This is a genomic window from Streptomyces flaveus (assembly GCF_014647675.1).
GTDB classification, from domain to species: Bacteria; Actinomycetota; Actinomycetes; order Streptomycetales; family Streptomycetaceae; genus Streptomyces; species Streptomyces flaveus.
Genome location: NZ_BMPQ01000018.1, coordinates 126,476 through 146,857 on the forward strand (window position 1 = coordinate 126,476; position 20,382 = coordinate 146,857).

Below are 20,382 nucleotides of genomic sequence, written 5' to 3' on the forward strand. Positions count from 1 at the left end.
ACCATAGCCGCGCTCACCGTCCCCGCGCGGATTGTTCGCGCACCGGCTCTGCCGGAGACGGCAGGCCCTGGGCGCGGGTCTTCTCGGCGGCCAGGGCGTACAGGTTGGCCCGTACGTCCGGCCCTTGAGCGAGTTCCTCGTCGGTCAGCGGACAACTCATCCGCTCGCGCAGTGCCTCGCGCACTGTCTCGCGAATCGCGGCGACCCGTTCGGCGAGCCGAGCGGCGGTGAGCTGCTGAGCCGCCGAGGGATCTTTGGTCGTGATCTCTGCCATGAACTCACCGTGACGGGACCGCACGCCTTCCCGTCCCGGTTTCTCGCCCACTTCACCCGATGGCGTTCACACCCGCCTCGCCCTTGACTACGCCGTCGCCAGAGGGCGCCCTTGGGGGCATGGCTGTTGCGCGAGATTGTGACACTTACACGTGTAAGTGTCACAATCTCGCGCAACAGCCCACCCACCCTCACCCCTCAGCAGACGACGCGGTCTGAGCCCTGGACACCGTGATGGACCCTCCAGCCCATCTGCTGGCGCGGCTCTATAAGCCCTCAGTCACTCGCCGGGCTCCAGTTCTCGGACCCGGTAGTGAATCTTCGCCGCCTCTTCGAGGAGGGCTTTGGCTTCGGCGATGTCGGTGCACTCGTACGCGGCTCGGTGCTCGAGATCGCGAACATGCGCGTCCAGCTTGAGGTCGCGGGCGATGGCGTACTGACCCCACCAGCGGGCCATGAACGCCGACACGGGACCGAGGTCGTAGGTGTCGGCGATCGCGCGCTTCCAGTGCGTGTCGAAGTCCGGGAGAAGTTCCGGAGTATGCACTGCGATGGCCCTGCGCAGCGCCTTCGGGGTCCGCTCCGGCATGGGAGGGACGACCGGTTGGGGTTCGCTCATGGTCAAGGCGTGGCTGCGCAGCTGAGATCGGGGATCACGCGGTCTCCTTCACGCCACCCACGAACGCGGACCACGACGACGCCCCGAAGACCAGCACGCCGCCCTCCGGGATCTTGCTGTCGCGGACCGGGACTATGCCGGGGTAGCCGTCGGCGACCTCGAGGCAGTCGTTGTCTCCCCCTTCGCTGTAGCTCGACTTGTGCCAGGCAGCGGTGCTGAGGTCGGGGGTGTGCGTCATGATCGGTGCTCCTCCAGTACGTCCCGGATCAACGCAAGCGAGTCCGACGGGGACAGCGCCAGGTCGCGGAGCCGATCGTAGGACAGTCGGTGCCGCAGGACTTCGTCCAGATCCTCGATCAACCGGCTGCAACCGTTGCCTTCCTTGTAGGCAACAGCGCTTCCGTCCTGCTGCCAGAGCAGTGTCAGAGACCCGTTCATATGGTGGTGCGCGCCCGCGGAGAACGGCAGTACCTGGAGCGCCAGGTTGGGCCGCATCGCGGCTGACTCAAGGCGAAGCAGCTGGTCGCGCCAGGTCTCACCGTCAGCGGCAGGGCGCCGTAGCGCGAACTCGTCCATGATGATGCGGACGTCGGGCTCCGGCTTCTGACGTAGGAGGTACTGCCGACCCAGCCGTGCTGCCACCTGTTCCTCGATGGCCTCGTCACCGCCAGCCGTTGTCTGGGCCCCAGACAACACCCCCCGGGCGAAATCCTCGGTCTGCAGGAGCCCTGGAATTCCCGGCGAGAACTTCTGCATAACTCGAGCCGTCGCCTCCAGTCCCATGAACTCCTTGTACTGGTCCTTGAAGGCATCGAACCGCGCCGCATGCCAATGCCGAACCAGCAGGTCACCGGCCCCGTAATACCCGTCCAGGTCCTCCATCACCGTCACCTTGGACAGCCGCTCACCCGACTCCAGTCGGCTCAAATAGCTCTTCTCGTACCCGGTCTCGTCGGCCAACTGCCCCAGTGACTTCCCGGCCTTCTCCCGCAGGACCTTCAGTGTCTGCCCGAGCATCGCCCGCCCGGAAACCGGCTCAGCGTCAACCTTTTCGCCCACGTCACCCCTCCCCGTTGCCTGCGCGGCAGACAACACCAAACCTCTTCCGCAGCGTACGTCGCATCCGTGACGATCGAGACACGAACGGTAATCACCGCTCGTCACGACGACGCCAACAGGCAAGAAGGAGCGCCGACATGAGCACACGTATCGCGGAACTCTGCGAGTCACTGCTGCGGGCCTTGCTACGAGTACTGCTGCCCGCACGCGGCCGCCATCGAGCGACCTCGCCCCAACCGCCCTACAGGGAAATGCCGTTGGCGACTCCTCCGCCGCCTTGCCCTCACCGCCCCCTCGGCGTATGGCCCTACGGGCACAACACCCATCTCGTACGGTCCTACCTCCTCACCCCGGAGGAGCGTCGCGAACGACGATTGCAACGCCAGCGCCGCCGCGAGCTCTGGCTGGCCGTGCAGGGCATCGACATCGGCCCCCGCCACATCCACGGAGTGGAGCTCCCCGCATGACAACCCTCCGCCTGCTGCCCTGGACGACCCCCGAGGGCAAGCCCTGCTACCTCAGCACCGACAACGACGAGAGCAGACTCTCCCTGCTCGCCGACGACGTCGAAGCAGCCCAACTCCACTCCGGGGAACAGGTACTCGCAGGAGCCAAAGCGGTGCTCGCAGACGCCAAGGCCGGCGAACGAGCCGTGCGCTTCGCGCTCACGAGGGCGGCGGAGTCCCTGGGGGACGTACTCCGTATCGCGGCCAGCCGAGGCGCACGCATCCAGATGACCGATTGCCGAACCGGACCGAGTCAGACCGGAGCAGACTGACGCGGCCCGGAAGGGCCGGTCTCAGCCCGCCTGTGACGGTGTCTGCTTCATGCCGTCGACCACGGCGCGGTTCTTGATGGCCATGGTAAAGGTCACCGTGCCGGGCTTGATCAGGGCTTCCTCTCCCTTGAGCTGCTTCACCTGGACGCTGCGCTCGCCAAGGTAGACATGGGTCTTCCTGTCGAAGATCCACTCCTCGCGCTGCCCGCTCATCTCGTCCAGCCGGGCCACCGCCACCCCGTGCCGACCGGCCGCGTCCACCGCGTCGTCGACGACGACCACGCCGGGAATCCTGGCGGCGGCCTCGAACAGTGCCGAGTAGAGCTCCGGCGGCGGGTAGCTCTCGCTGAGCAGGTCACCGATGGTGGCGAAGGCCTGCTGATCGGGGGAGTTCCCCTGCCCCTTGGTCTCCTTGTAGATCTTGGCCAGCAGTGCGTCGGGGTCGGTGGTCAGCTTGGCCAGGTAGTCGTACGACGGACCGCCCAGATCCGCCTTCGGGGTGTTGCCCTGCTCGTCGGGCAGGCTCAGGGTCTCGCCCTCCGGGCTGTCGTTGACGGCGGGGTCGATCAGCCAGCCCTTGACGCCGTCCGGGGACTGCCAGATCTGGCGGCGGTGCAGTTTGTGGCTGGCCAGGCTGGTCTTGTCGTCGACGGTCTTCAGGAAGGTGTCGGCCGCCACGGACTCGATGTAGATGTACTGGCCGGGCTTGACGGTCGGGTGGTCGCTCTCGGCCGCCGCCAATGAGATCTGGTCGATCAGCTGAGGCACTCCCTTCGTGGTCGCGGTACCGAGGTCAGTGGTCAGGGCCGGGCCGGTGGCGACGCCGCTCTCCCGCACTCCCTCGCCACCGCCGGATGTCACCATCCCGGCGACGACGACCGCGGACAGGGCGACCGCCATCGCGGGCAGCGTGATCGCGGGGCGTGGCAGCCGGAATCGCCGTGCCTTCCCGGGCGCCGCCGTGGCCGCCGTGTGCTCTTCCCGCTCTTTCCGCTCTTCCCGCTGGATCTGCTCGTGGATCTGGGCCATCAGGCGCTCCCTCTGGAATTCATGGCGGCCCGTCGGCAGGTCACGCGCCGTCTGGGCCAGCAGCTGTGCCTCCTGGTCCCACTCGGCAGGGTGCTGCCGGGACGTGTTCGCGTTCATCGGTTTCCTTCCTGTGCGGGCCGGATCGCGTTCATGTGTTCGCCTCTTGTCTGTCGGGCGGGGCGCGGTCCTTCCCGATTCCCGCGAACTTTCTTGAGTGCGACTTCCGGGGCGGTGCGGGCCAACTCTCCTTCATATGACGTCAGTTGGGCCTCGGCGATGGCCCGTACCTTCTTGCGGGCGCGGGAGAGCCGGGAGGCGACGGTGCCCACCGGAATGCCCAGCGCCTCCGCCGCGGCCTCGTAGTCCAGGCCCTCTCCCAGGCAGAGCGCGATGACCTCACGCTCAGGCCTGCGCAGGGCGGCCAGCGCGGTGAGGGCGGTGGTGAGGCGTTGGCGGTCGTCGACGCGGTCGGCGACCTCCTCGGCGTGGTCGGGCACGGAGAGTTCCGCCGCCGCGGCGGCGTTCGCGGCACGGCGGTAGCGCCGGTTGCTGCGGTACTGGTTGCGTGCCGTGTTCGTGGCGATGCCCAGCAGCCAGGGCCGTAGGGAACCGCCCTCGGGGTCGACTCTGTCCCGCAGCCGCCACGCCTCCATGAAGGTCGCGGCCATCACGTCCTCGGCCGTCGACCAGTCCGCGGTCAGCCGGAACGCGTGGTTGTAGACCGCGCGGGAGTACGTGTCGAAGAGCTCGGCGTAAGCGCTCGAATCCCCGGCCCGTACCCGGGTTCGTATATGAGTGGTCACCTCTATGAGCTGTACGGCACGAGGCACCGCCTTCCCGTGACGTGCGTCACAAGGTGGTTGGGACGGTTGGGATGCCGGGTCTGCCCGCCCGGAACGGGCCGTACGAGCCTCGTACGCCGCCTCCGCGATTTCGTACATCAACTGTCCGTCGGGAGGCATGGCTGTCGCGCGAAGTTGTGACACTTACACGTATAAGTGTCACAACTTCGCGCAACAGCCCACCCACCCCCACCCCTCAGCAGACGACGTGGCCTGAGCGCGGGCGGAGCTCGGCGCGTGGGTAGGTTGGTGGCCACCGACCCAGGAGTTGCCCCGTGCCCGGCCGCCCCAGCGTTTTGTTCGTGACCGATCTCGCCTACCAGGCCCGGGGGCGGCGCTACTGCGACGAGGACATCTTCCTGTCGTCGCGGCTGCGGAACGACTTCGACGTCGCTTTGTGCCACCCGCTGGATGCCGCTGCTCTCATGGACGCCTTCGACGGGGTCGTGGTCCGCAACAGCGGCCCCGTGCTGCACTACCAGAAGGAGTACGACGCCTTCCGGAACCAGGCCGCAGCGCGCGGCACACGGGTCTACAACCCGCTGTCCGGCCGGGCCGACATGGCCGGCAAACAGTACCTGCTGGACCTGACGGCAGCCGGATACCCGGTCATCCCCACCATCGACCGGCCCCAGAACCTCGGCGCGCTGCCCGAGACCGGCCAGTACGTGGTCAAGCCGAAGGCAGGGGCGGACTCCATAGGCCTCGACTTCGTCTCCCGGGACCAGCTGGACGGCCTCACCTACGGCGACATTCTGATCCAGCCCCGCATCGACTTCCGCTACGAGGTGTCGTTCTACTACGTCGACGACGTCTTCCAGTACGCCCTCCACGCCCCCGACCCCGACCGTCGTTGGGTCCTCGAGCCCTACCGGCCCACGGAAGCCGATCTCGGTTTCGCCCGCCGCTTCATCGACTGGAACACCCTCGATCACGGTATCCAGCGCGTGGACGCCTGCCGTACCCAGGAGGGCGACCTCCTCCTGGTCGAGCTGGAAGACCTCAACCCCTACCTGTCCCTGGACCATGTCGACGACCCGACCCGTGACACCTTCGTCGCCGGCATGACCGCCTCCCTCCACCGGTTCCTGGACATCTCACCCCGCACCTGACCGGCACACCCCCGGTCACCTCATGGGGAGCGCCGGTACCCGGATCGCGCTGACGCGATCTAGGCTGGGGCCGGATCTTGAACAGGGGGAGCAGGCAGTGCGAGTGGAGCGAATAGAGCGGCACCGGGTCGGTGAGGCGGCGGTCTCGTCCGTACGCGAGGACTTCACCAACCGCATCGGCTCGCAGGTCCGGTCGATGTCGAAGGCCGGGCCGGTGACGGCGTACGAGTGGTGGATGCTGGCCGAAGAGTTCGTCGACTACCTGGGCGCGCTCTCCGTCGAGACACCCGATCTCCACATCCCGGAGGCGAAGGCGGTGTTGCAGGACGCCGCCGAGGCCGCCGCCGGAGCCGTGGCCTACGCGGCGTACTACCCGCACAACCACTTCCAGGTCTTCCTCAACTACGTCAACTGGGGCATGGTCTACGACGCCGGGTCCGAGGGCAGCCCCGAGCCGGTCACCGCTGCCAAGTGGCTCGACGCCTTCTGCCTGGCCGTTCTCGCCGACAAGGCCCAATGGCACGGCGAGGCCTTCCACTTCGCCCGCGAACATCCCCAGAAGGGGCGGGCCGGACACCCCGACGCCGAGCTGATCAACGGCTTCATGGCGTACGTCATCGGCGACACCGGAGACGACGACGCGAACCACCCGCCGTCCCGCGAGGAGAAGCTCGCCACGATCGACGCGGCCGTCGCCCGAGTGCGGTCCCTCGATACCGAGAGCGCCGGAAACCTCACCGACCATCCGGACAGCATCGGCCTGCACGCCCTGCGCGCGCTGACCGCCGGCGACCAGGACGAGTTCGGGAGGGCGGTCGTGCGGCTGCTGCTCCCCCTGACCGACATCCCCGGTCCGGGAGCACGTCCGAACAGCCTGCTGCCGCTGCTCCCCCTCGCGCTCGCAGCACTGGCGTACCGTCGCGAGGGCTGGCCGTCCCCCGTCGACACCGGCTACCTTCCGCACGCGCTGATCACCGGTTTCGAGACCGCGCCCCCGAGGGTGGGTGCGTACGGCCGTGACCGGCGCGCGGACGCGATCACCGAACTGGCCCACGGTGTGGTCGAGTTCGAACGTCCCGTGGATCCGCAGCCGCTGACCCTCGAGAGCGCGGCCCGGTTCGAGCGGTTCACCAGGGAGGCCTTCACGCCGGTGTCCGGCGAGCAACTCGCCGTCTGGCAGCTGGCGCACGCGATGACCGACCAGGAGATCCTCTTCAAGACTCGCGCCTCGCACTCCGCGGACGTCACGGACCTCCAGCTCTCAAACCTGCGGCTCGCCGCGGAGTTGGGCGCCGCGCTCTTCCGTACGACGCTCGCGGAGCCCGGCACCGACGTCGAGGTGACGATCGACGGTACGACGGTGAGGTATCCCGCGGGCTTCGACGAGGAAGCCGGGCCGGACTCCTGGCACAAGGCCGTCGACTTCGCCCTGATCACGGGCCGCCGCGAGGACCTGGCACCGCTGGTCCTCGCCGGCCCGACGTGCGCCCGCAAGGACGGTTCCCTCTTCGCCTCGTACCGCGAAGCCCTGCACGACTACCTGCGCGGCGAGGACCCGGAACCCGCCACGGACCGCGCGCTGCGGGACTGCGAGAAGGCGAAGAACCAGACCTTCCTCCCGCCTCCGGCCGTCCTCTTCTCCCAACTCGTCGAGGGCGACGAGGAAAGCTTCAACCTCGCTCTTCTCGACGCCCTGGAAGCCCACCGCGACCACCACCGCGTCGCAGACCGCGCCACGGACTGCGACGCCGCGATCAACCTGGACATCCTGGCGCTGACCTGCCATGCGCGCCGTCGGGGCTGGAGCATCAAAGTCGCGTCGCCGTATTTGCCGGCGCGGATTCTCGGGGCGGCGGAGCCGTTCTAGGCCCTCTGACGCGGCGAACCGACCGTCCGCCGCGTCCTCCTGGCCCCCCTCGGGCCCGCCTCATCGTCCGTATGTCCGGAGCGGAGTGACTCACTCCGCTCCGGACATGCGTTCCCCCGATTCCCCCGGCAGAGGAACGAACGTCGCTCACGCTAGGGACAGTCGACGATCCGTACCACATCACGTGCGCACAGTTACCTGGAGTAGCTCCCTCTCCGGTGCACCGGAGGCACCCGTCACGCACAACGGGACGGGCGAACGCGTCAGCCGTGCACGGGTCGGCCCGGCAGCAGAGGTCGGCCCGTGGTGGCGTGGAGGGCGAAGGCCAGGGGGCGTACGCCGCTCAGTACGTGTTCGTCGGTGTCCGGGAGGCTGTCGGCGTCCAGGTCCAGGGTCAGTTCGCGTTGGATGAGGGGGGCGGCGGTGCGGAGGTGGGCGCGTACCGTCACCGGGGAGATGTCGAGAGCCGTGGCCGTCGACTCCACGTGGGTGTCGTTCTCCAGCCAGGCGCGCAGGGTGCGCGGAAGGTCGCGGGGGTCGTCCGTCAGCGGGCGCAGGAACGACTCCGCCCAGGCCCGCACCTCGGATACGGACACCATCGCCACGAAGTCGGCCGCCGGGTCGGTCGAGAGGTCGTCGTGTCCGTGCGCGATGACTATCTTGAGGGCCGCCGAGACCACCACCTGGTTCAGGACGCGGTCGCGGTCGAGGCCGAGCAGGTCGAAGCAGGTGTTGATGCGGTGCGTCACCGTGTTGCGGTGGATGCCCAGCAGACGGCCGGCCGCCTTGTGACGGAGTTCCAGGCCCAGGTCCAGGGTGCGAAGGAGTTGGTCGCGGCGGCTCATGGGGAGGGTCAGCAGGGGGTGCAGCAGCGTTCCGGCCCAGCGGCGCGCCGTCTTCGGGGGCAGGACGTCCACGAGATGCATCCGCTCCTCGGCGAGCGCGACCCGGTCGGGCAGCTGCCCCGCCACCGCGAGGGCGGTACGGGCCTCCTCGTAGGCGTCGGCGACCTCGCCGAGCTCGTGCGTCCGGCTGCCGCCCATACGGTGGCTGGGCAGCGAGGCGACGATCCGCCGCAGCGCTTCGGCCGTGTCGGAAGGGTCGTACGGGCCGGAAGGGTCGTACGGGTTCCCCGGCTCGTACGACTTCCCAGGGTCGCCGTCGCGCGCCGGGTCGACCACGATCAGATGGTTGAAGGCCGGGCAGCGCACCAGCAACGCGTGGTCGGCGACCGCGCGTTCACCGAGCCGGGCGGTGATCTCCCGGTCCTCCTCCGCGCAGTCGATCACGTAGACCCGTATGGACTCCATGTCCAGCAGCCCGGGAGCGAGCGGAGCCATCACCCGCTGGGCGGCGGCCTCCTCGCCGATCATGAGGAGCTGGAAGGCGCTCAGCCTCAACTCCCGTTCGGCGTAGCCCACTTGGTGATGGCGTCGGCCGGCCTGGTCGATCAGGCCCAGCACCTTGGCCGCGTGCCGCGTCAGATCGGTCCCGGCATCGTCGAACGGGCGGCTCGCGGCGACCGCAAGGACCGTGCCCGAACCCCCGCCTGCCAGCGGCACGAACCTCGTGTTCGGTGACAGGGCGCCGTACGGCTCCACACTCCGCCCGACGAGCAGCGGCGCGAACGTCCCCGGCGCCGTTTCCGGCGAGGCGGCCAGTACACCCCGCTGCGGATCGCTGACCAGCACCTCTGCCTCCAGCGCCGCCGCCAGCCAGTCGGCGACCCGCTGCATCACCGTCACGTCCGCGTCGGCGAGCCGGTCGGGAAGCCGGTTCAGCAGGGCGGCGAGCTGCTCGGCCTGCCACTCCGCGTGCCGGCGGCGGTACTCACGCAGCCGCGGGGCCAGGTCGCTCCACTCCTGAAGCGTCTTCGTCGTGGTCAGCAGCGGTACGTTCCGCCTGCCCGCCGAAACGCGGATCGCCGCCGGAACGGCCGCGGCCCCGTGCCGGCCGACGGCCACGACGAGCGCCGTGGCCCGCTGCCGCGCCAGCTCGCGCACCAGCCGCTCGGCCGCGTCCTTGCCCCACTGCCGGTCGGCGGGCCCGTCCCCGAACGGGCGGATCACCACCAGCTCGTCGCCCACGTTCCCGAGCGGATCCCGGTCCCACGAGGTCCCCGGCAGCACCCGTACCGCATCGACGACCCGGTCGGCGGCCGGTGGACTGCCGTCGACGACACGCAGCGAGAAGTCAGGCTCCGCGCACAGGTCGCCCAACGTGAGCATGACGTCCTCCCTCCGAGGCGAAGAGGTCATTGTCTCCGAGTCGACTTCGGGAAGCCACACGGGCTCAGGACGCCGCCGCAGACATACGGCTTCACAGTCGACCCCGTTTTTCTGAGACATCTCTGATGAAACCGTGATGGCGCCGTGAACTGCGTCCGCTTCACTGACTGTTGACCGGCGGCCCCCGCACCTCTTCTCGGCTTCTCAGCCTCTCCGACGCCGCCGGGCTCTGCTTTCCCCCACGTAACCACGTAAGGCAAGAACCGGCGTCATCCGGTGCCGGTGAGCAAGCAGGAGCGTACATACGTGAAATCCGCACTCAAGTCCGTCCTGAAGAGGGGCGCCCTGGTCACGGCGTCCACCGCGCTGGCCCTGACCGGCATGATCACTGGTGCCGGATCCGCTGCGGCGGCCACCGGGCCGGGCGGCGCGACGAACATCCGGGGCGTGGACCCCGGCGACACCGACCGGATGATCGAGCGGCTCTGCAGCCAGGAGACGAGCCTGACCGGCGTCTACGGCGCCCTCAACGTCGACACCGGCGAGTTCAAGACCCAGGACGAGTACCTGCGGGACGTCTTCGGGCTGTGGAAGCCCGCCGGGCCGTGGGAGTTGTTCCGCGGATGGTGCGGTTACGCCGAGGCCTCGTCCTGGTCCATCAAGGGCGACACGGTCCGCACGTCCCGGTGGATTGGCAACAAGGGCTCGGAGGGCGACAAGGAGACCTTCGTCAGCGGCTACAGCACCAAGACGTTCGCCAAGAAGAGCGTCGGCGGCGAGATCAGCTTCTCCCTCGCCAAGAGCATCTTCTCGGGCAGTGTGGGCGGCAGTGCTGGTTACGAGTGGGGCTGGGAGAAGGAGTCCCGGTTCGAGACCCGCAGCGAGAAGAGCATCCCGCCGTGCCGGCAGGTGGCCGTGACGTGGACGCCGTACCAGCGGGTGGTGCGCGTGAACCCGATCTTCTACGTCGAGGACTACGAGTGGAACAAGGGCGACGGCGACAGGACCGTGCACAGCTGGCGCGACCGCGGCTACAACACGATCTACTCATACGGCTACTACATCGACGGTGTCTCCGACAAGCTGCTCCCCAACGGCCAGCCCGACGGCCGTGAGGACAAGGTCGAGGAAAAGCTGGACCCCAGCACCTGCACCTCCTGACCCGACGACACCGCACCGCACCCGCGTGCCTCCGCCCAACCTGAACTCGGGCGGAGGCACGCTCAGTTGATACCGGAGGTCATCCTCCGACCGACAACCCCTCCCCTGTGACCCGCACCCGGATCCCGTCCTTCTGTACGCGTACGTCCTGCAGTCGTACGTCCCCGTCCTTCGGCTTCGGGAGGCGGAAGCCGAGGGAGAGGCGGTCGACCAGGACCGGGCGGGTGAGCTGAGTGAGGCCGTCGAGGAGCGCCGGGTCGAAGCCGAGGCGCTTGAGCAGCGCGGGGTTGTCCACCGCGACGTCGATGAGGTTGAGGTTCATCGCCTCGCGGGCGAAGTCCGCGGAACCGGTGAGTTCGGCGAGCTTGGTGTCGTCGCGGAGCGCCTCCTGGACCGCCGCGTCCGGTACGCCGAGACGCTGGACGATCGCGGGGACGGAGAGCAGGGCCTTCGCCTTCTTGGTCTCCTTGGCCAGACGCTCGGCCGACTTGGGGGTGAGGTGCAGGCCCTCGGAGGGGCGGGAGCCCGGACGGTAGGTCGCCAGGTCACCGATGTCCAGGCGCATTCCGTCGATCTCGGTCGAGATCCCGCGGTCCCCGTCCCGCTGGATCCGCGCGTCGGCGCGCAGCCGCAGATTCTGCCCGGCGACGGGCAGCGTGCCGCGCGCCCGTATCTCGTCGCCGCCGTGACCGGTGAACGTGACCTGGGAAGCGCCGAGTTCACGGTTCAGGTCCTCGAAGGAGAGCAGCACCTCGCCTTGCAACTGGGGGATGGTGGCGCCGCGTAGGGAGGTGGGGCCGCCCTCGATCCGGATGCCCGTGGCCGTGGCCGACACCTTCGCCAGGGAGACCCGGTCCGCCGCCACGTCCGGCACGGTCACCTTCACCGTGTCGACCCGGCTGTCGGCGAGCTGGGTGAGGAAGGGGAAGCCGCCGATCTCGACCTCGGGCGCGGCGCTCAGGTCCAGCTGGTCCTTGAGCTTGTCGGCCGCCGCGTGCTCGGCGTAGAGGAGGGCCCAGCGGTCGGCGAGGGTCAGGAAGGCGGCGAGGACGACGATCCCGATCACCGCCTTCAAGGCGAGGGGCAGACCGGCGAAGCGATTCCGGCGGCGACGGGTGCCCCGGCGGCGGTGGTTGGGCGGAGCCCACTCCTCGCCGGCCTCGTGGGGCTCCTCGTGCTCGTCGTGCTCCGCGCGCTCCTCGTGGAGGAACTCATCCAGCGGACCGTCATCGAGGGCGCCGAGCTCGTCATACGGGTTCGTATAGGGAGGCGTCGCTGCGGGATGCGTCTCTATGGGGTGGGGGGTACGCATCGGCTCATCTCACCATGCGTACCGACCCCACCCGCAAGCTGTACTGCTAGTAAGGGAGATTCCTCACGGTCGTCACTGCACGACCGTGATCCGGTTCGCCGCCGGGGGCGAAATCGGGTTCGTGGCCGAGGAGTTGGCCGTGAGGTACTTCTCCAGGGCCGCCAGGTCGTCGCTGCCGACCAGGTCGTTCGTGCCCAGGCCCAGCGTGGTGAAGCCGTCGCCGCCGCCCGCGAGGAAGCTGTTGGTCGCGACACGGTAGGTGGCGGCCGGGTCGATGGCGGCGCCGTTCAGCTTGACCGAGTCGGCCACGACACGGTCCGCGCCGGTCTTCGTCAGGTCCAGGGTGTACGTCAGACCGTCGGAGACCTGGAGGATCTTCGGTGCGGCCGCGTTGGCGCCGGTCACCTGCTCCTGGAGCACCTTGATGAGCTGGACGCCCGTGAAGTCCTGGAGGTTCACCGTGTTGGCGAACGGCTGCACCGCGAAGCCCTCGGCGAACGTGACGACCCCGTCACCCTCGCCGCCGGTCGCCGCGTATGTCAGACCCGTACGGATACCGCCCGGGTTCATCAGCGCGAGATCGGTCTCGGGGTCGAGCTCCTTGCCGTGCGCGAGCTGCGCGTCCGCGATCAGGTCACCGAGCGGGGACTCGGTGCCGGTGGGGGCGATGTCGGCGGAGATGTGGCCGATGGCGCGGTTGCCGATCGGCGCCGCGAGGGTGTTCCACTTCTTGATCAGCTCGGTCATGTCCGCGGCCTTCGGGACATCCCGGGTGACCACGTGGTTCGCCGAGTCGACGGCCGTACGCGCGATGTCGCCGGTCCAGCGGTCGTACGTCAGCGTCGTGTCGGTGTAGAGCCGGCCGAAGGACGCGGCCGAGGTGACCGTGCGCGGCTTGCCCGACGGGTCGTTGATCGTGCAGGCGTACGCGGTGTGCGTGTGGCCCGTGACCAGGGCGTCGACCTTCGGCGTGATGTTCTTCGCGATGTCCACGATCGGACCGGAGATGCCGTCGCCGGCGCCCGGGGAGTCGCAGTCGTAGTTGTACGCCGTGGAGGCCGGGAAGCCGCCCTCGTGGATCAGCGCGACGACCGACTTGACGCCCTGCTTCTCCAGCAGCTTGGCGTACTTGTTGATCGTCTCGACCTCGTCCTTGAACTTCAGGCCCTTGACGCCCTCCGCGGAGACGATGCCCGGGGTGTCCTCCAGGGTCACGCCGATGAAGCCGACCTTGACGCCGTTCTGCTTCCACACCCAGTAGGGCTTGAGGATCGGCTTCTTGGTCTTCTCGTCGAGGACGTTGGCGGCGAGGTAGGGGAAGTCGGCGCCCTTGAACTTCTTGCCCTCGATGTAGCAGCCGTCGGTGGGGTGACAGCCGCCCTTCTGCAGACGGCCCAGTTCCTTGGCGCCCTCGTCGAACTCGTGGTTGCCGACGCTCGTCACGTCCAGGTCGAGCTTGTTCAGCGCCTCGATGGTGGGCTCGTCGTGGAAGAGGCCCGAGACCAGCGGGGAGGCGCCGACCATGTCGCCGCCGGCCGCGGTGATGGAGTACTTGTTGTTGCTCTTGCGGGCCTCGCGCAGATGCGTCGCGAGGTACTCGACACCGCCCGCGTTGATGGTCTCGGTGTGGCCGTCCTCGTGCACCTTGGTGACGCGGCCGGAGGAACCGGACGGCGGCTCCAGGTTGCCGTGCAGGTCGTTGAAGGAGAGCAGCTGTACGTCCTGGTAGCGGCTCGGCTTGTTGTAGCCGCCGGGCTTCTCGCTCTTCGTCTCGCCCGCCGTCGCGGGGATCGCGGCGGCCAGGGCGCCGACGGTGGCGAGACCGGCAGCGGCCGCGAGGATGCGCTGGGTCCGACGTCTGGAGCGGTGCGGCTGGGGTTTGACTGACATGTGCCCCCCTGTGGGTCGGCTGAGTTCTGGGCCCCGTCCCGGCGCAGCCTAGAGTCAACGCGCGTAGCACGAACAGGGGTTCAGGGTTACGGACTGGTTGCCATCGGGAGCATTTCGCCACGAAGGGGACAGGCTGCCGCACCCGGCGCCCCGTTTGAGGGCCGCAGGCCCAAAAGGGGCGCGGGGAACTGCGCGACCAGCCACGACGAACCCGCAGCTTCAAACCACACACCCAGCGGAGCGGAACCGCATATCCAGTGGGGCGCAAGCCCCTTACCCTCGTACTCATGACCAGCGACGACACCGCCCCACCCGTCCCCACCCGGACCCTGGACACCCTCTCCGAGCTGACGCCCGAGCAGACCGACGCGGTGCTCGCGCTCCTCGCGGAAGCCGCCCGGACCGACAGTCAGCAGGCGGTGTCCGAGCAGGGGCGGCTGCAGCTGACCGGAGGCCCGCGCGTGGGCGTACGGCATCTGCTGCTGACGGTCCAGGGGCAGCTCGTCGGATACGCGCAGCTCGAGGACACCGACCCCGTCGAGGCCCCGGCCGCCGAGCTGGTCGTCCATCCGGCGCATCGCGGGCGCGGGCACGGGCGGGCGCTCGGCAGCGCGCTGCTCGCGGAGTCCGGCAAGCGGCTGCGGGTCTGGGCCCACGGCGGCCACTCCGCCGCACGCCACCTCGCCCAGGTCCTCGGCCTCACCCTGTTCCGCGAACTGCGCCAGATGCGGCGCCCGTTGACCGACTTCCACCTGCCCGAGCCGAAGCTCCCCGAGGGCGTGACGGTACGCACCTTCGTCCCCGGCGCGGACGACGCGGCCTGGCTCACCGTGAACGCCGAAGCCTTCGCCCACCACCCCGAACAGGGCTCCCTCACCGGGCGCGACCTCGACGACCGCAAGGCCCAGCCCTGGTTCGACCCGTCCGGCTTCTTCCTCGCCTTCCGCGGCGACGAGCTGATCGGTTTCCACTGGACGAAGGTCCACGCGGAGGAGGGCCTGGGCGAGGTGTACGTCCTCGGCGTACGCCCGGGCGCCCAGGGCGGCGGCCTCGGCAAGGCCCTCACCACGATCGGCCTCCGTCACCTGGCCGCGCAGGCCCTGCCCACGGCGATGCTGTACGTCGACGCGGACAACACTGCGGCGGTGGCGGTGTACGAGCGACTGGGGTTCGTGACGTACGAGGCGGACCTGATGTACCGCACGGAGTCGTGAGCGCGGCCTCTCGGGGCTGACCCCCGGGGGTGGCGAGCGTCAGGAACGGGCCGTGAAGACCGCCCGGACCCGGCGCCGCCGTACGGGTTCCAGCAGGCAGGCGGCCCAGACGAGCGCGGCGCCGGCCAGGAGCCACGCCCACGACCGGTGGGCCTCGTCCCAGCGGTCGACGTGCGGCTGGACGAAGAGGGTCCAGCGGTCGGGCATCAGCAGGGGTGCGACCAGTCCCGTGAGCAGGAGCGCGGCCGCCGCGGCCTGCCCCGGCTCGGGCTCGTCCCGCAGCCGTACGGCGGCGGCGCCCGCGAGGAGCGCGAGCACGGCGGTGGCGGCGGCCTCCAGGGTCATGTCCCCCACGGGCGGCCGCACCTCCGCCGGTACGAGGAGCAGCGCGACCGTCCACCAGCCGACGGCGACCGGCGCGACGAGGGCCACCCGCAGCCCCGCCCGCACCGCCCGCCGGACCGGCACCCCCGCGGTGGTGTGCCGCGCCGGGTCGTCCATCAGGAACGCAAGGCCCAGCCCGAAGGCGAGCGCGGCGCCCCGCAGCAGCAGGAGGGCGATCTCCTCCGGGGTCTCCCCCGACACCAGCCGCGGCACGCCGACGAGCAGCAGCCCCACGGTGCCGCCCGCGGCGAGCGGCAGCCAGGGAAGGGTGCGGGCCACGGGCAGGACCAGGGCGCGGATGATGCCGGCCATGGAGGGAGTGGGCCGGGGGCGGGGCTCGCGGCCCGGCGTCGGCCGGCTCACGGGCGTGCCGCCCGGCGCCGGCCGGCCGCTCCCGTGCCCCTGGGTCCCACCGGCGCCCGCCGTCACGCCCCGCACTCGTCCTCCTCCTTCTCCTTGTCCTGCGGCACCGGCACGTCCAGCAGCTCGGCCGCCCGCGCCGTGGACGTCTTCGGTGACGTCAGCTCCGTCCAGTGAGCCTTCACTTTCGCCGTGATGCTGTAGCGCGGGCGCTCGAGCATCTCCCGTACGACGTCGGTCTGTGGGGCGGACATGGAGAGCGGATGCGTCGGAGCAAGGACGATCGCGGAACCGGAGACGCTGTCGTCCAGGCGGACGTTCTTCAACGACGTCATCGGGTCGGGCTCGGAGCCGAGGGCCAGCCACATCGCCACGACCGTCCGGGCGTCGCACAACTGCCCGGCCGCCTCTTCGTCGCCCGCGACCAGCACGGAGGCGACACCGACGGCGAACTCGGGGATCCGGTTGCCGCCCCAGCGCGTGCCTACGGTGACCTCCCCCGGCGTACGGGAAGGGTCGAACGTCGAGGCCTGGCCGAGGCCGTAGTCGCGGGCCTCGACGCGCTGGCGGACCGTGAGCGGGGTCCCCCCGGCGGCGCCGCCCGCGAGGGACTGCACGCGCCGGACGGTGCCGGCCCAGTCCTCGGTGCGCCCGGTCCACTCGGGGAACGCGCAGTACGTCGACCGGTCGTGCCGTATGCACGTCTGGTCCTTCTCGGGGGTCACCGAGGCCCGCACCCGGGCCGCGGTCAGCGCGGGCGAGTCACCCACGGACTGGGCCACCGCACCCGTCAGGGTCAGCGCCGCCGAGCCGACGGCGATCGCCTTGACCAGCCGCGCCCGGCCCCCGCCGACCAGTACCGCGAGGCAGAGCAGCAGCACGGTCAGCCCCACCAGATACAGCACGTGCCAGGCGGCGGGACGGCCGAGCAGGTCGGAGGGCAGCGGGTCGGACTGGGACTCGGAGGCGACCGGCCACGCCCAGCGAAGCCAGCGCGGATCGCCCACGCCCGCGGTCAGCAGCGTGGTGCCGACAAAGCCGCCGAGCGCCAGGAGCGGCACGGCGAAGGAGGACGGGATCAGCCGGGCGAGCAGGACGCCGAGGACACCCAGGAGCAGCACCGACAGCGGGGCCACGGCCAGTTCGGCGTACGAGCCGTGCCCGAGCGCGCCCGGCTTCAGGGCCTGCCAGGTGAACTGTCCGGCCACGGCCAGTGCGACGGCGACGGCGAACGGCACGACCGACAGGGCGTGCGCCACCGTGCGCCGCCACGGCTCCATGACCAGTACGTCGAAGTGCCGGTCGGTGCCACGCCTGCGGGAACGCAGCACGGCCCGGTTGACGCTGATGAGCATGGCGACCGCGATGAGCATCGGGGGCATCTGGGTGGCGCGGTCGACGTCCTGGAGCACGGGGAAGTCGTTCATGCCCTCGCGGTCGGACGTCCACACCCGTATGCCCAGGTAGCCGACGTACAGGAGGGAGAAGAACAACACCGGTATCTGCTGCAGCAGTTCGCGCGCCTCGAAGCGGGCGAGGGCGAACACGGCGGCCCAGCGCCGAGGTTCGGGCGCGGCGACGACGGACGTGGGACGGGCCTCGGTCAGCGTGCTCACGCGGTCACCTCCGAGGATGAGGCCGAGGCGGCGTCCGAGGGGTCGAGGGTGAGCAAGTAGCCGTCCTCCAGGGTGGGTTCGACGAGGGTGGCGCCCTCCGGCGGATGCCCGACGTTGCGGAAGGACCCCGTGCCCGTACGCCAGCCGGCTCTCGCGCCCGGGTCCCGTTCCGCACTGCTCCACACCCGCCCGTCCGCCCGCGCGGTGAGCTCGGCCGGTGTGCCCTCGAAGCGGACGCGGCCGCCGGCCATGACGATCACGCGGTGGCAGAGCATGGCCACGTCCTCGGTCTGGTGCGTGGAGAGCAGGACCGTACGCCCCTCGCCCGCCGACGCGATCAACTCCCGGAACCGCATGCGCTGTTCGGGGTCGAGGCCGACCGTCGGCTCGTCAAGGACGAGGAAGCCGGGGTCTCCGACGAGCGCGGCCGCCAGCGCGACCCGCTGCCGCATCCCGCCGGACAGCCTGCGGATGCGCTTGCCGCGTACGTCCCCGAGGTCGACCTCGTCGAGCACGCGCCGCACCTCGCGGTGCCGTGCCGCACGGTCGGTCATCTCCTTCAGGATCGCCACGTAGTCGACGAACGCGAAGGCCGTGAAGTCCGGGTGGAAGCCGGGCATCTGCGGGAGATAGCCCAGCGCGCGCCGCACGTTCTGCCGCCCGGCCGTCGTGCTCGGGTCGTGCCCGAGCACCGTGAAGGCACCCCGGTCGGCGGGCACGGCGGTGGCCAGCACCCGCAACAGGGTGGTCTTCCCCGCTCCGTTGGGCCCGAGGAGCCCGGTGACGCCCGCGCCGAGCCGCAGCGACACGTCGTCGAGGGCGGCTGTGCTGCCGTAGCGGAGGGTCAGCCCGGCGGCGGACACCGTGGGCGGCATGGACAGGTCGGTCATGCGTGGACTCCTGTGGAAGAGAGCGGAAGCGTGGGGACGGCGGCGGCCGGCACGCGGCGCCGGAGAGCGGCAGCGGCGGCTCTCATCCATCACCTCCGCTGTCGGAGGAGGACGAGGACGAGGAGGATCCCTGGCGGGATGTCCCCGAGACCACGACGGCGACGACTTGCAGCAGCCGGAGGACGCCCGAGGCGACCATCAGCGCGGCGGCCTTGAGCAGCTTGAGCCTCCTGCGGGTGGCGTCGGACATCACGCCGCACCTCCATCCTGAAAGCCCGCGAACGGTGTGCGCGCGGAAGTCGAGTCGAAACGGTCGCGGCTGAGATAGAGGAGCCCGACGGCGAACGCGGAGACCACAGCCGCCACACCCTGCCCGGCCACCGTGTACGGCGCGAGGGTCCCCTCGGTCTGCGCCTCCGCGATCACCAGCACCGCGACCCACACCCCGGCGACCAGCCCAGGAGCGAGGACCGGCCCCAGCCGGGAGGCCAGAGCGAGCCCGGTCGCGGTGAGGGCGAGCGCGGGCAGTAGCCAGGCCAGGGCCCGCAGTCCGTACGAGGGGAGCGCGAGCGTCGCAAGGCCGTTGAGGCCGAGCCCGACGGCCAGCACGGCGAGCGTGCGGATCATCAGCAGGCGGAAGCCGTGCATCGGAGCGACGACGGTCATCTCGTACGTCGGGTCCAGCGCGGGCCCGTAGGACAACGCGACCCCGGCGAGGGGCAGCAGCGGCGCGAGGGCGAGGAAGAGCGTCGGTGTCTCCGACGCTCGTACGGAGTTGGCGGCCACCACCGTCATGACCAGCAAGGCGGCGACCGCGCCCAGCCAGGACAGCCGCAGCACGGGCGTGGCGGCGAGCAGTCGCGCCGTGTGGTCGGCGACCCCGATCCGTACGAGCAGCGACTCGATGAACCCGAGCCGCGGCGCGTCCAGTTCGGCGTCCAGCCGCTCCCAGCCCTCGTCCAGGGCGACCGGGTCGCTCACCTCGGCGAGCGCCGCCCGGCAGGGCGCGCAGGCGACGAGATGCGTGTCGGCCGCCCAGAGCACGGGCGGCGCCAACTCGCCCCGTACATAGGCGCGGAGGTCGTCCTCCGCCACATGCCAGGTCATGCCGCTCATGCCGCTCGTGCCGTCCATATTGCTCATGTCGCTATTGCTCATGTCGCTCATGCCAGCGCCTCCCGCAGCTGCTTCCGGGCCCGCAGGGCTCGTGTCTTGACCGTCCCCGGCGGAATGCCGAGCAGGACGGCCGCCTCCCGGGTGGTCAGTCCGTCGATGACGGTGGCCTGGAGGACCGCCCTGAGCTCCGGCGACAGCCGGACGAGGGCGCCCGCGAGGTCTCCGTGCTCGACCCCCGCGAGCACGCGTTCCTCCGCGGACGCCTCGTCCCGGTGCCGCAGCCGCGCCAGCGCCTGCCGCATCCGCCCCCGCGCCCCGTCGCCCCGCAGGATGTCGATCAGCCGACGCGACCCGATCCGCCAAAGCCAGCCGGCCACGTCGCCTTCCTCGCGGTACCGGGCATTGCCCCGCCACACCGCGAGAAAGGTCTCCTGTACGACGTCGTCGACTATCCCGGCGTCCGAACACCGGCCGCGCAGCCGCGCGGCGAGCCAGGGCGCGTACCGCCGGTACAGCTCTTCGAAGGCGCGCCGGTCCCCGTCCGCCGCGATGACCCGCAGCAGCTCTCCGTCGCTTCTCGTTTCCCTCACGACCCTTCATCGGACGAGCCCCGCCGATCGGTTCACGGCGTT

General features: G+C 70.2%; 21 protein-coding genes. 6 read left to right on the forward strand and 15 right to left on the reverse strand.

The genetic code is table 11. From position 1 onward, the window contains the following. Positions 1-13: 13 nt before the first annotated feature. The 4 genes from IEZ21_RS29735 to IEZ21_RS29750 form a co-directional block, all read right to left on the reverse strand. Positions 14-274, reverse strand: a complete 261-nt coding sequence (locus IEZ21_RS29735) for a hypothetical protein (protein WP_189324935.1) — start codon at positions 272-274, stop codon at positions 14-16. Between the two features lie 279 nt (positions 275-553). Next, entirely contained in the window at positions 554-892 is a 339-nt protein-coding gene (locus IEZ21_RS29740) for a DUF6247 family protein (RefSeq protein WP_189324936.1), read from the reverse strand. A gap of 34 nt (positions 893-926) precedes the next feature. Next, the gene (locus IEZ21_RS29745; RefSeq protein ID WP_189324937.1) at positions 927-1,130 is read right to left on the reverse strand and encodes a DUF397 domain-containing protein; all 204 of its coding nucleotides are present in this window, start codon (positions 1,128-1,130) and stop codon (positions 927-929) included. Next, positions 1,127-1,951: a helix-turn-helix domain-containing protein gene (locus IEZ21_RS29750; protein ID WP_189324999.1), complete on the reverse strand. Its 825-nt coding sequence runs from the start codon at positions 1,949-1,951 to the stop codon at positions 1,127-1,129. Before IEZ21_RS29750 ends, IEZ21_RS29745 begins: the two co-directional genes overlap by 4 nt. 137 nt (positions 1,952-2,088) lie before the next feature. On the opposite strand from IEZ21_RS29750, the gene IEZ21_RS29755 reads away from it, so the two are divergent. Together IEZ21_RS29755 and IEZ21_RS29760 are read left to right on the forward strand one after the other, a co-directional pair. After that, positions 2,089-2,418 carry a hypothetical protein gene (locus IEZ21_RS29755; RefSeq protein ID WP_189324938.1) on the forward strand — a complete coding sequence of 110 codons (330 nt, stop codon included), beginning with the start codon at positions 2,089-2,091 and terminating at the stop codon, positions 2,416-2,418. After that, entirely contained in the window at positions 2,415-2,729 is a 315-nt protein-coding gene (locus IEZ21_RS29760; RefSeq protein ID WP_189324939.1) for a hypothetical protein, read from the forward strand. The genes IEZ21_RS29755 and IEZ21_RS29760 overlap by 4 nt, the downstream gene beginning before the upstream one ends. A gap of 21 nt (positions 2,730-2,750) precedes the next feature. Here IEZ21_RS29760 and IEZ21_RS29765 read toward each other — a convergent pair whose 3' ends face one another. Next, positions 2,751-3,875: a CU044_5270 family protein gene (locus IEZ21_RS29765; RefSeq protein ID WP_189324940.1), complete on the reverse strand. Its 1,125-nt coding sequence runs from the start codon at positions 3,873-3,875 to the stop codon at positions 2,751-2,753. Then, positions 3,872-4,561, reverse strand: a complete 690-nt coding sequence (locus tag IEZ21_RS29770) for an RNA polymerase sigma factor (protein ID WP_246568246.1) — start codon at positions 4,559-4,561, stop codon at positions 3,872-3,874. Before IEZ21_RS29770 ends, IEZ21_RS29765 begins: the two co-directional genes overlap by 4 nt. 314 nt (positions 4,562-4,875) lie before the next feature. Here IEZ21_RS29770 and IEZ21_RS29775 point away from each other — a divergent pair, with 314 nt between their 5' ends. Continuing rightward, positions 4,876-5,712, forward strand: a complete 837-nt coding sequence (locus IEZ21_RS29775) for an ATP-grasp domain-containing protein (protein WP_189324941.1) — start codon at positions 4,876-4,878, stop codon at positions 5,710-5,712. Positions 5,713-5,809: 97 nt separating this feature from the next. Continuing rightward, entirely contained in the window at positions 5,810-7,579 is a 1,770-nt protein-coding gene (locus IEZ21_RS29780) for an immunity 49 family protein (protein WP_308429656.1), read from the forward strand. Between the two features lie 263 nt (positions 7,580-7,842). On the opposite strand, the gene IEZ21_RS29785 is transcribed toward IEZ21_RS29780, so the two are convergent. Next, the gene (locus IEZ21_RS29785) at positions 7,843-9,807 is read right to left on the reverse strand and encodes a helix-turn-helix domain-containing protein (RefSeq protein ID WP_189324943.1); all 1,965 of its coding nucleotides are present in this window, start codon (positions 9,805-9,807) and stop codon (positions 7,843-7,845) included. Positions 9,808-10,113: 306 nt separating this feature from the next. Between IEZ21_RS29785 and IEZ21_RS29790 the strand changes: the two genes are divergently transcribed. Continuing rightward, on the forward strand, positions 10,114-10,968 hold the full coding sequence (locus IEZ21_RS29790; protein WP_189324944.1) for a hypothetical protein: 855 nt from the start codon (positions 10,114-10,116) through the stop codon (positions 10,966-10,968). Positions 10,969-11,047: 79 nt separating this feature from the next. On the opposite strand, the gene IEZ21_RS29795 is transcribed toward IEZ21_RS29790, so the two are convergent. Both IEZ21_RS29795 and IEZ21_RS29800 read right to left on the reverse strand, forming a co-directional pair. Next, positions 11,048-12,280 (reverse strand): LmeA family phospholipid-binding protein, encoded by a 1,233-nt coding sequence (locus IEZ21_RS29795; RefSeq protein ID WP_189324945.1) that lies wholly within the window; start codon positions 12,278-12,280, stop codon positions 11,048-11,050. 72 nt (positions 12,281-12,352) lie between these two features. Then, positions 12,353-14,170 carry a bifunctional metallophosphatase/5'-nucleotidase gene (locus IEZ21_RS29800; RefSeq protein WP_189324946.1) on the reverse strand — a complete coding sequence of 606 codons (1,818 nt, stop codon included), beginning with the start codon at positions 14,168-14,170 and terminating at the stop codon, positions 12,353-12,355. A gap of 287 nt (positions 14,171-14,457) precedes the next feature. Between IEZ21_RS29800 and mshD the strand changes: the two genes are divergently transcribed. Beyond that, on the forward strand, positions 14,458-15,384 hold the full coding sequence (gene mshD, locus IEZ21_RS29805; protein WP_189324947.1) for a mycothiol synthase: 927 nt from the start codon (positions 14,458-14,460) through the stop codon (positions 15,382-15,384). 39 nt (positions 15,385-15,423) lie between these two features. Here the strand turns inward: mshD and IEZ21_RS29810 are convergent, their stop codons facing one another. The 6 genes from IEZ21_RS29810 to IEZ21_RS29835 form a co-directional block, all read right to left on the reverse strand. Next, positions 15,424-16,080, reverse strand: a complete 657-nt coding sequence (locus tag IEZ21_RS29810) for an ABC transporter (RefSeq protein WP_189324948.1) — start codon at positions 16,078-16,080, stop codon at positions 15,424-15,426. Between the two features lie 113 nt (positions 16,081-16,193). Next, positions 16,194-17,744, reverse strand: coding sequence for an ABC transporter permease (locus tag IEZ21_RS29815; protein ID WP_189324949.1), 1,551 nt, complete (start codon positions 17,742-17,744; stop codon positions 16,194-16,196). Then, entirely contained in the window at positions 17,741-18,619 is an 879-nt protein-coding gene (locus IEZ21_RS29820) for an ABC transporter ATP-binding protein (RefSeq protein ID WP_189325001.1), read from the reverse strand. The genes IEZ21_RS29815 and IEZ21_RS29820 overlap by 4 nt, the downstream gene beginning before the upstream one ends. Positions 18,620-18,716: 97 nt before the next feature. Next, the gene (locus IEZ21_RS29825; RefSeq protein ID WP_189324950.1) at positions 18,717-18,884 is read right to left on the reverse strand and encodes a hypothetical protein; all 168 of its coding nucleotides are present in this window, start codon (positions 18,882-18,884) and stop codon (positions 18,717-18,719) included. Next, on the reverse strand, positions 18,884-19,741 hold the full coding sequence (locus IEZ21_RS29830) for a zf-HC2 domain-containing protein (RefSeq protein ID WP_189325002.1): 858 nt from the start codon (positions 19,739-19,741) through the stop codon (positions 18,884-18,886). The genes IEZ21_RS29825 and IEZ21_RS29830 overlap by 1 nt, the downstream gene beginning before the upstream one ends. Positions 19,742-19,797: 56 nt before the next feature. Then, on the reverse strand, positions 19,798-20,340 hold the full coding sequence (locus IEZ21_RS29835) for an RNA polymerase sigma factor (RefSeq protein WP_189324951.1): 543 nt from the start codon (positions 20,338-20,340) through the stop codon (positions 19,798-19,800). Between the last annotated feature and the right edge of the window lie 42 nt (positions 20,341-20,382).

Excerpts from the sequence above, each read along its gene's own strand:
- IEZ21_RS29735 (WP_189324935.1), bottom strand. The coding sequence starts at position 274 with ATGGCAGAGATCACGACCAAAGATCCCTCGGCGGCTCAGCAGCTCACC.
- IEZ21_RS29740 (WP_189324936.1), bottom strand. The coding sequence starts at position 892 with ATGAGCGAACCCCAACCGGTCGTCCCTCCCATGCCGGAGCGGACCCCG.
- IEZ21_RS29745 (WP_189324937.1), bottom strand. The coding sequence starts at position 1,130 with ATGACGCACACCCCCGACCTCAGCACCGCTGCCTGGCACAAGTCGAGC.
- IEZ21_RS29755 (WP_189324938.1), top strand. The coding sequence starts at position 2,089 with ATGAGCACACGTATCGCGGAACTCTGCGAGTCACTGCTGCGGGCCTTG.
- IEZ21_RS29760 (WP_189324939.1), top strand. The coding sequence starts at position 2,415 with ATGACAACCCTCCGCCTGCTGCCCTGGACGACCCCCGAGGGCAAGCCC.
- IEZ21_RS29765 (WP_189324940.1), bottom strand. The coding sequence starts at position 3,875 with ATGAACGCGAACACGTCCCGGCAGCACCCTGCCGAGTGGGACCAGGAG.
- IEZ21_RS29785 (WP_189324943.1), bottom strand. The coding sequence starts at position 9,807 with ATGCTCACGTTGGGCGACCTGTGCGCGGAGCCTGACTTCTCGCTGCGT.
- IEZ21_RS29795 (WP_189324945.1), bottom strand. The coding sequence starts at position 12,280 with ATGCGTACCCCCCACCCCATAGAGACGCATCCCGCAGCGACGCCTCCC.
- IEZ21_RS29800 (WP_189324946.1), bottom strand. The coding sequence starts at position 14,170 with ATGTCAGTCAAACCCCAGCCGCACCGCTCCAGACGTCGGACCCAGCGC.
- mshD (WP_189324947.1), top strand. The coding sequence starts at position 14,458 with ATGACCAGCGACGACACCGCCCCACCCGTCCCCACCCGGACCCTGGAC.
- IEZ21_RS29810 (WP_189324948.1), bottom strand. The coding sequence starts at position 16,080 with ATGGCCGGCATCATCCGCGCCCTGGTCCTGCCCGTGGCCCGCACCCTT.
- IEZ21_RS29820 (WP_189325001.1), bottom strand. The coding sequence starts at position 18,619 with ATGCCGCCCACGGTGTCCGCCGCCGGGCTGACCCTCCGCTACGGCAGC.
- IEZ21_RS29825 (WP_189324950.1), bottom strand. The coding sequence starts at position 18,884 with ATGTCCGACGCCACCCGCAGGAGGCTCAAGCTGCTCAAGGCCGCCGCG.
- IEZ21_RS29830 (WP_189325002.1), bottom strand. The coding sequence starts at position 19,741 with ATGACCTGGCATGTGGCGGAGGACGACCTCCGCGCCTATGTACGGGGC.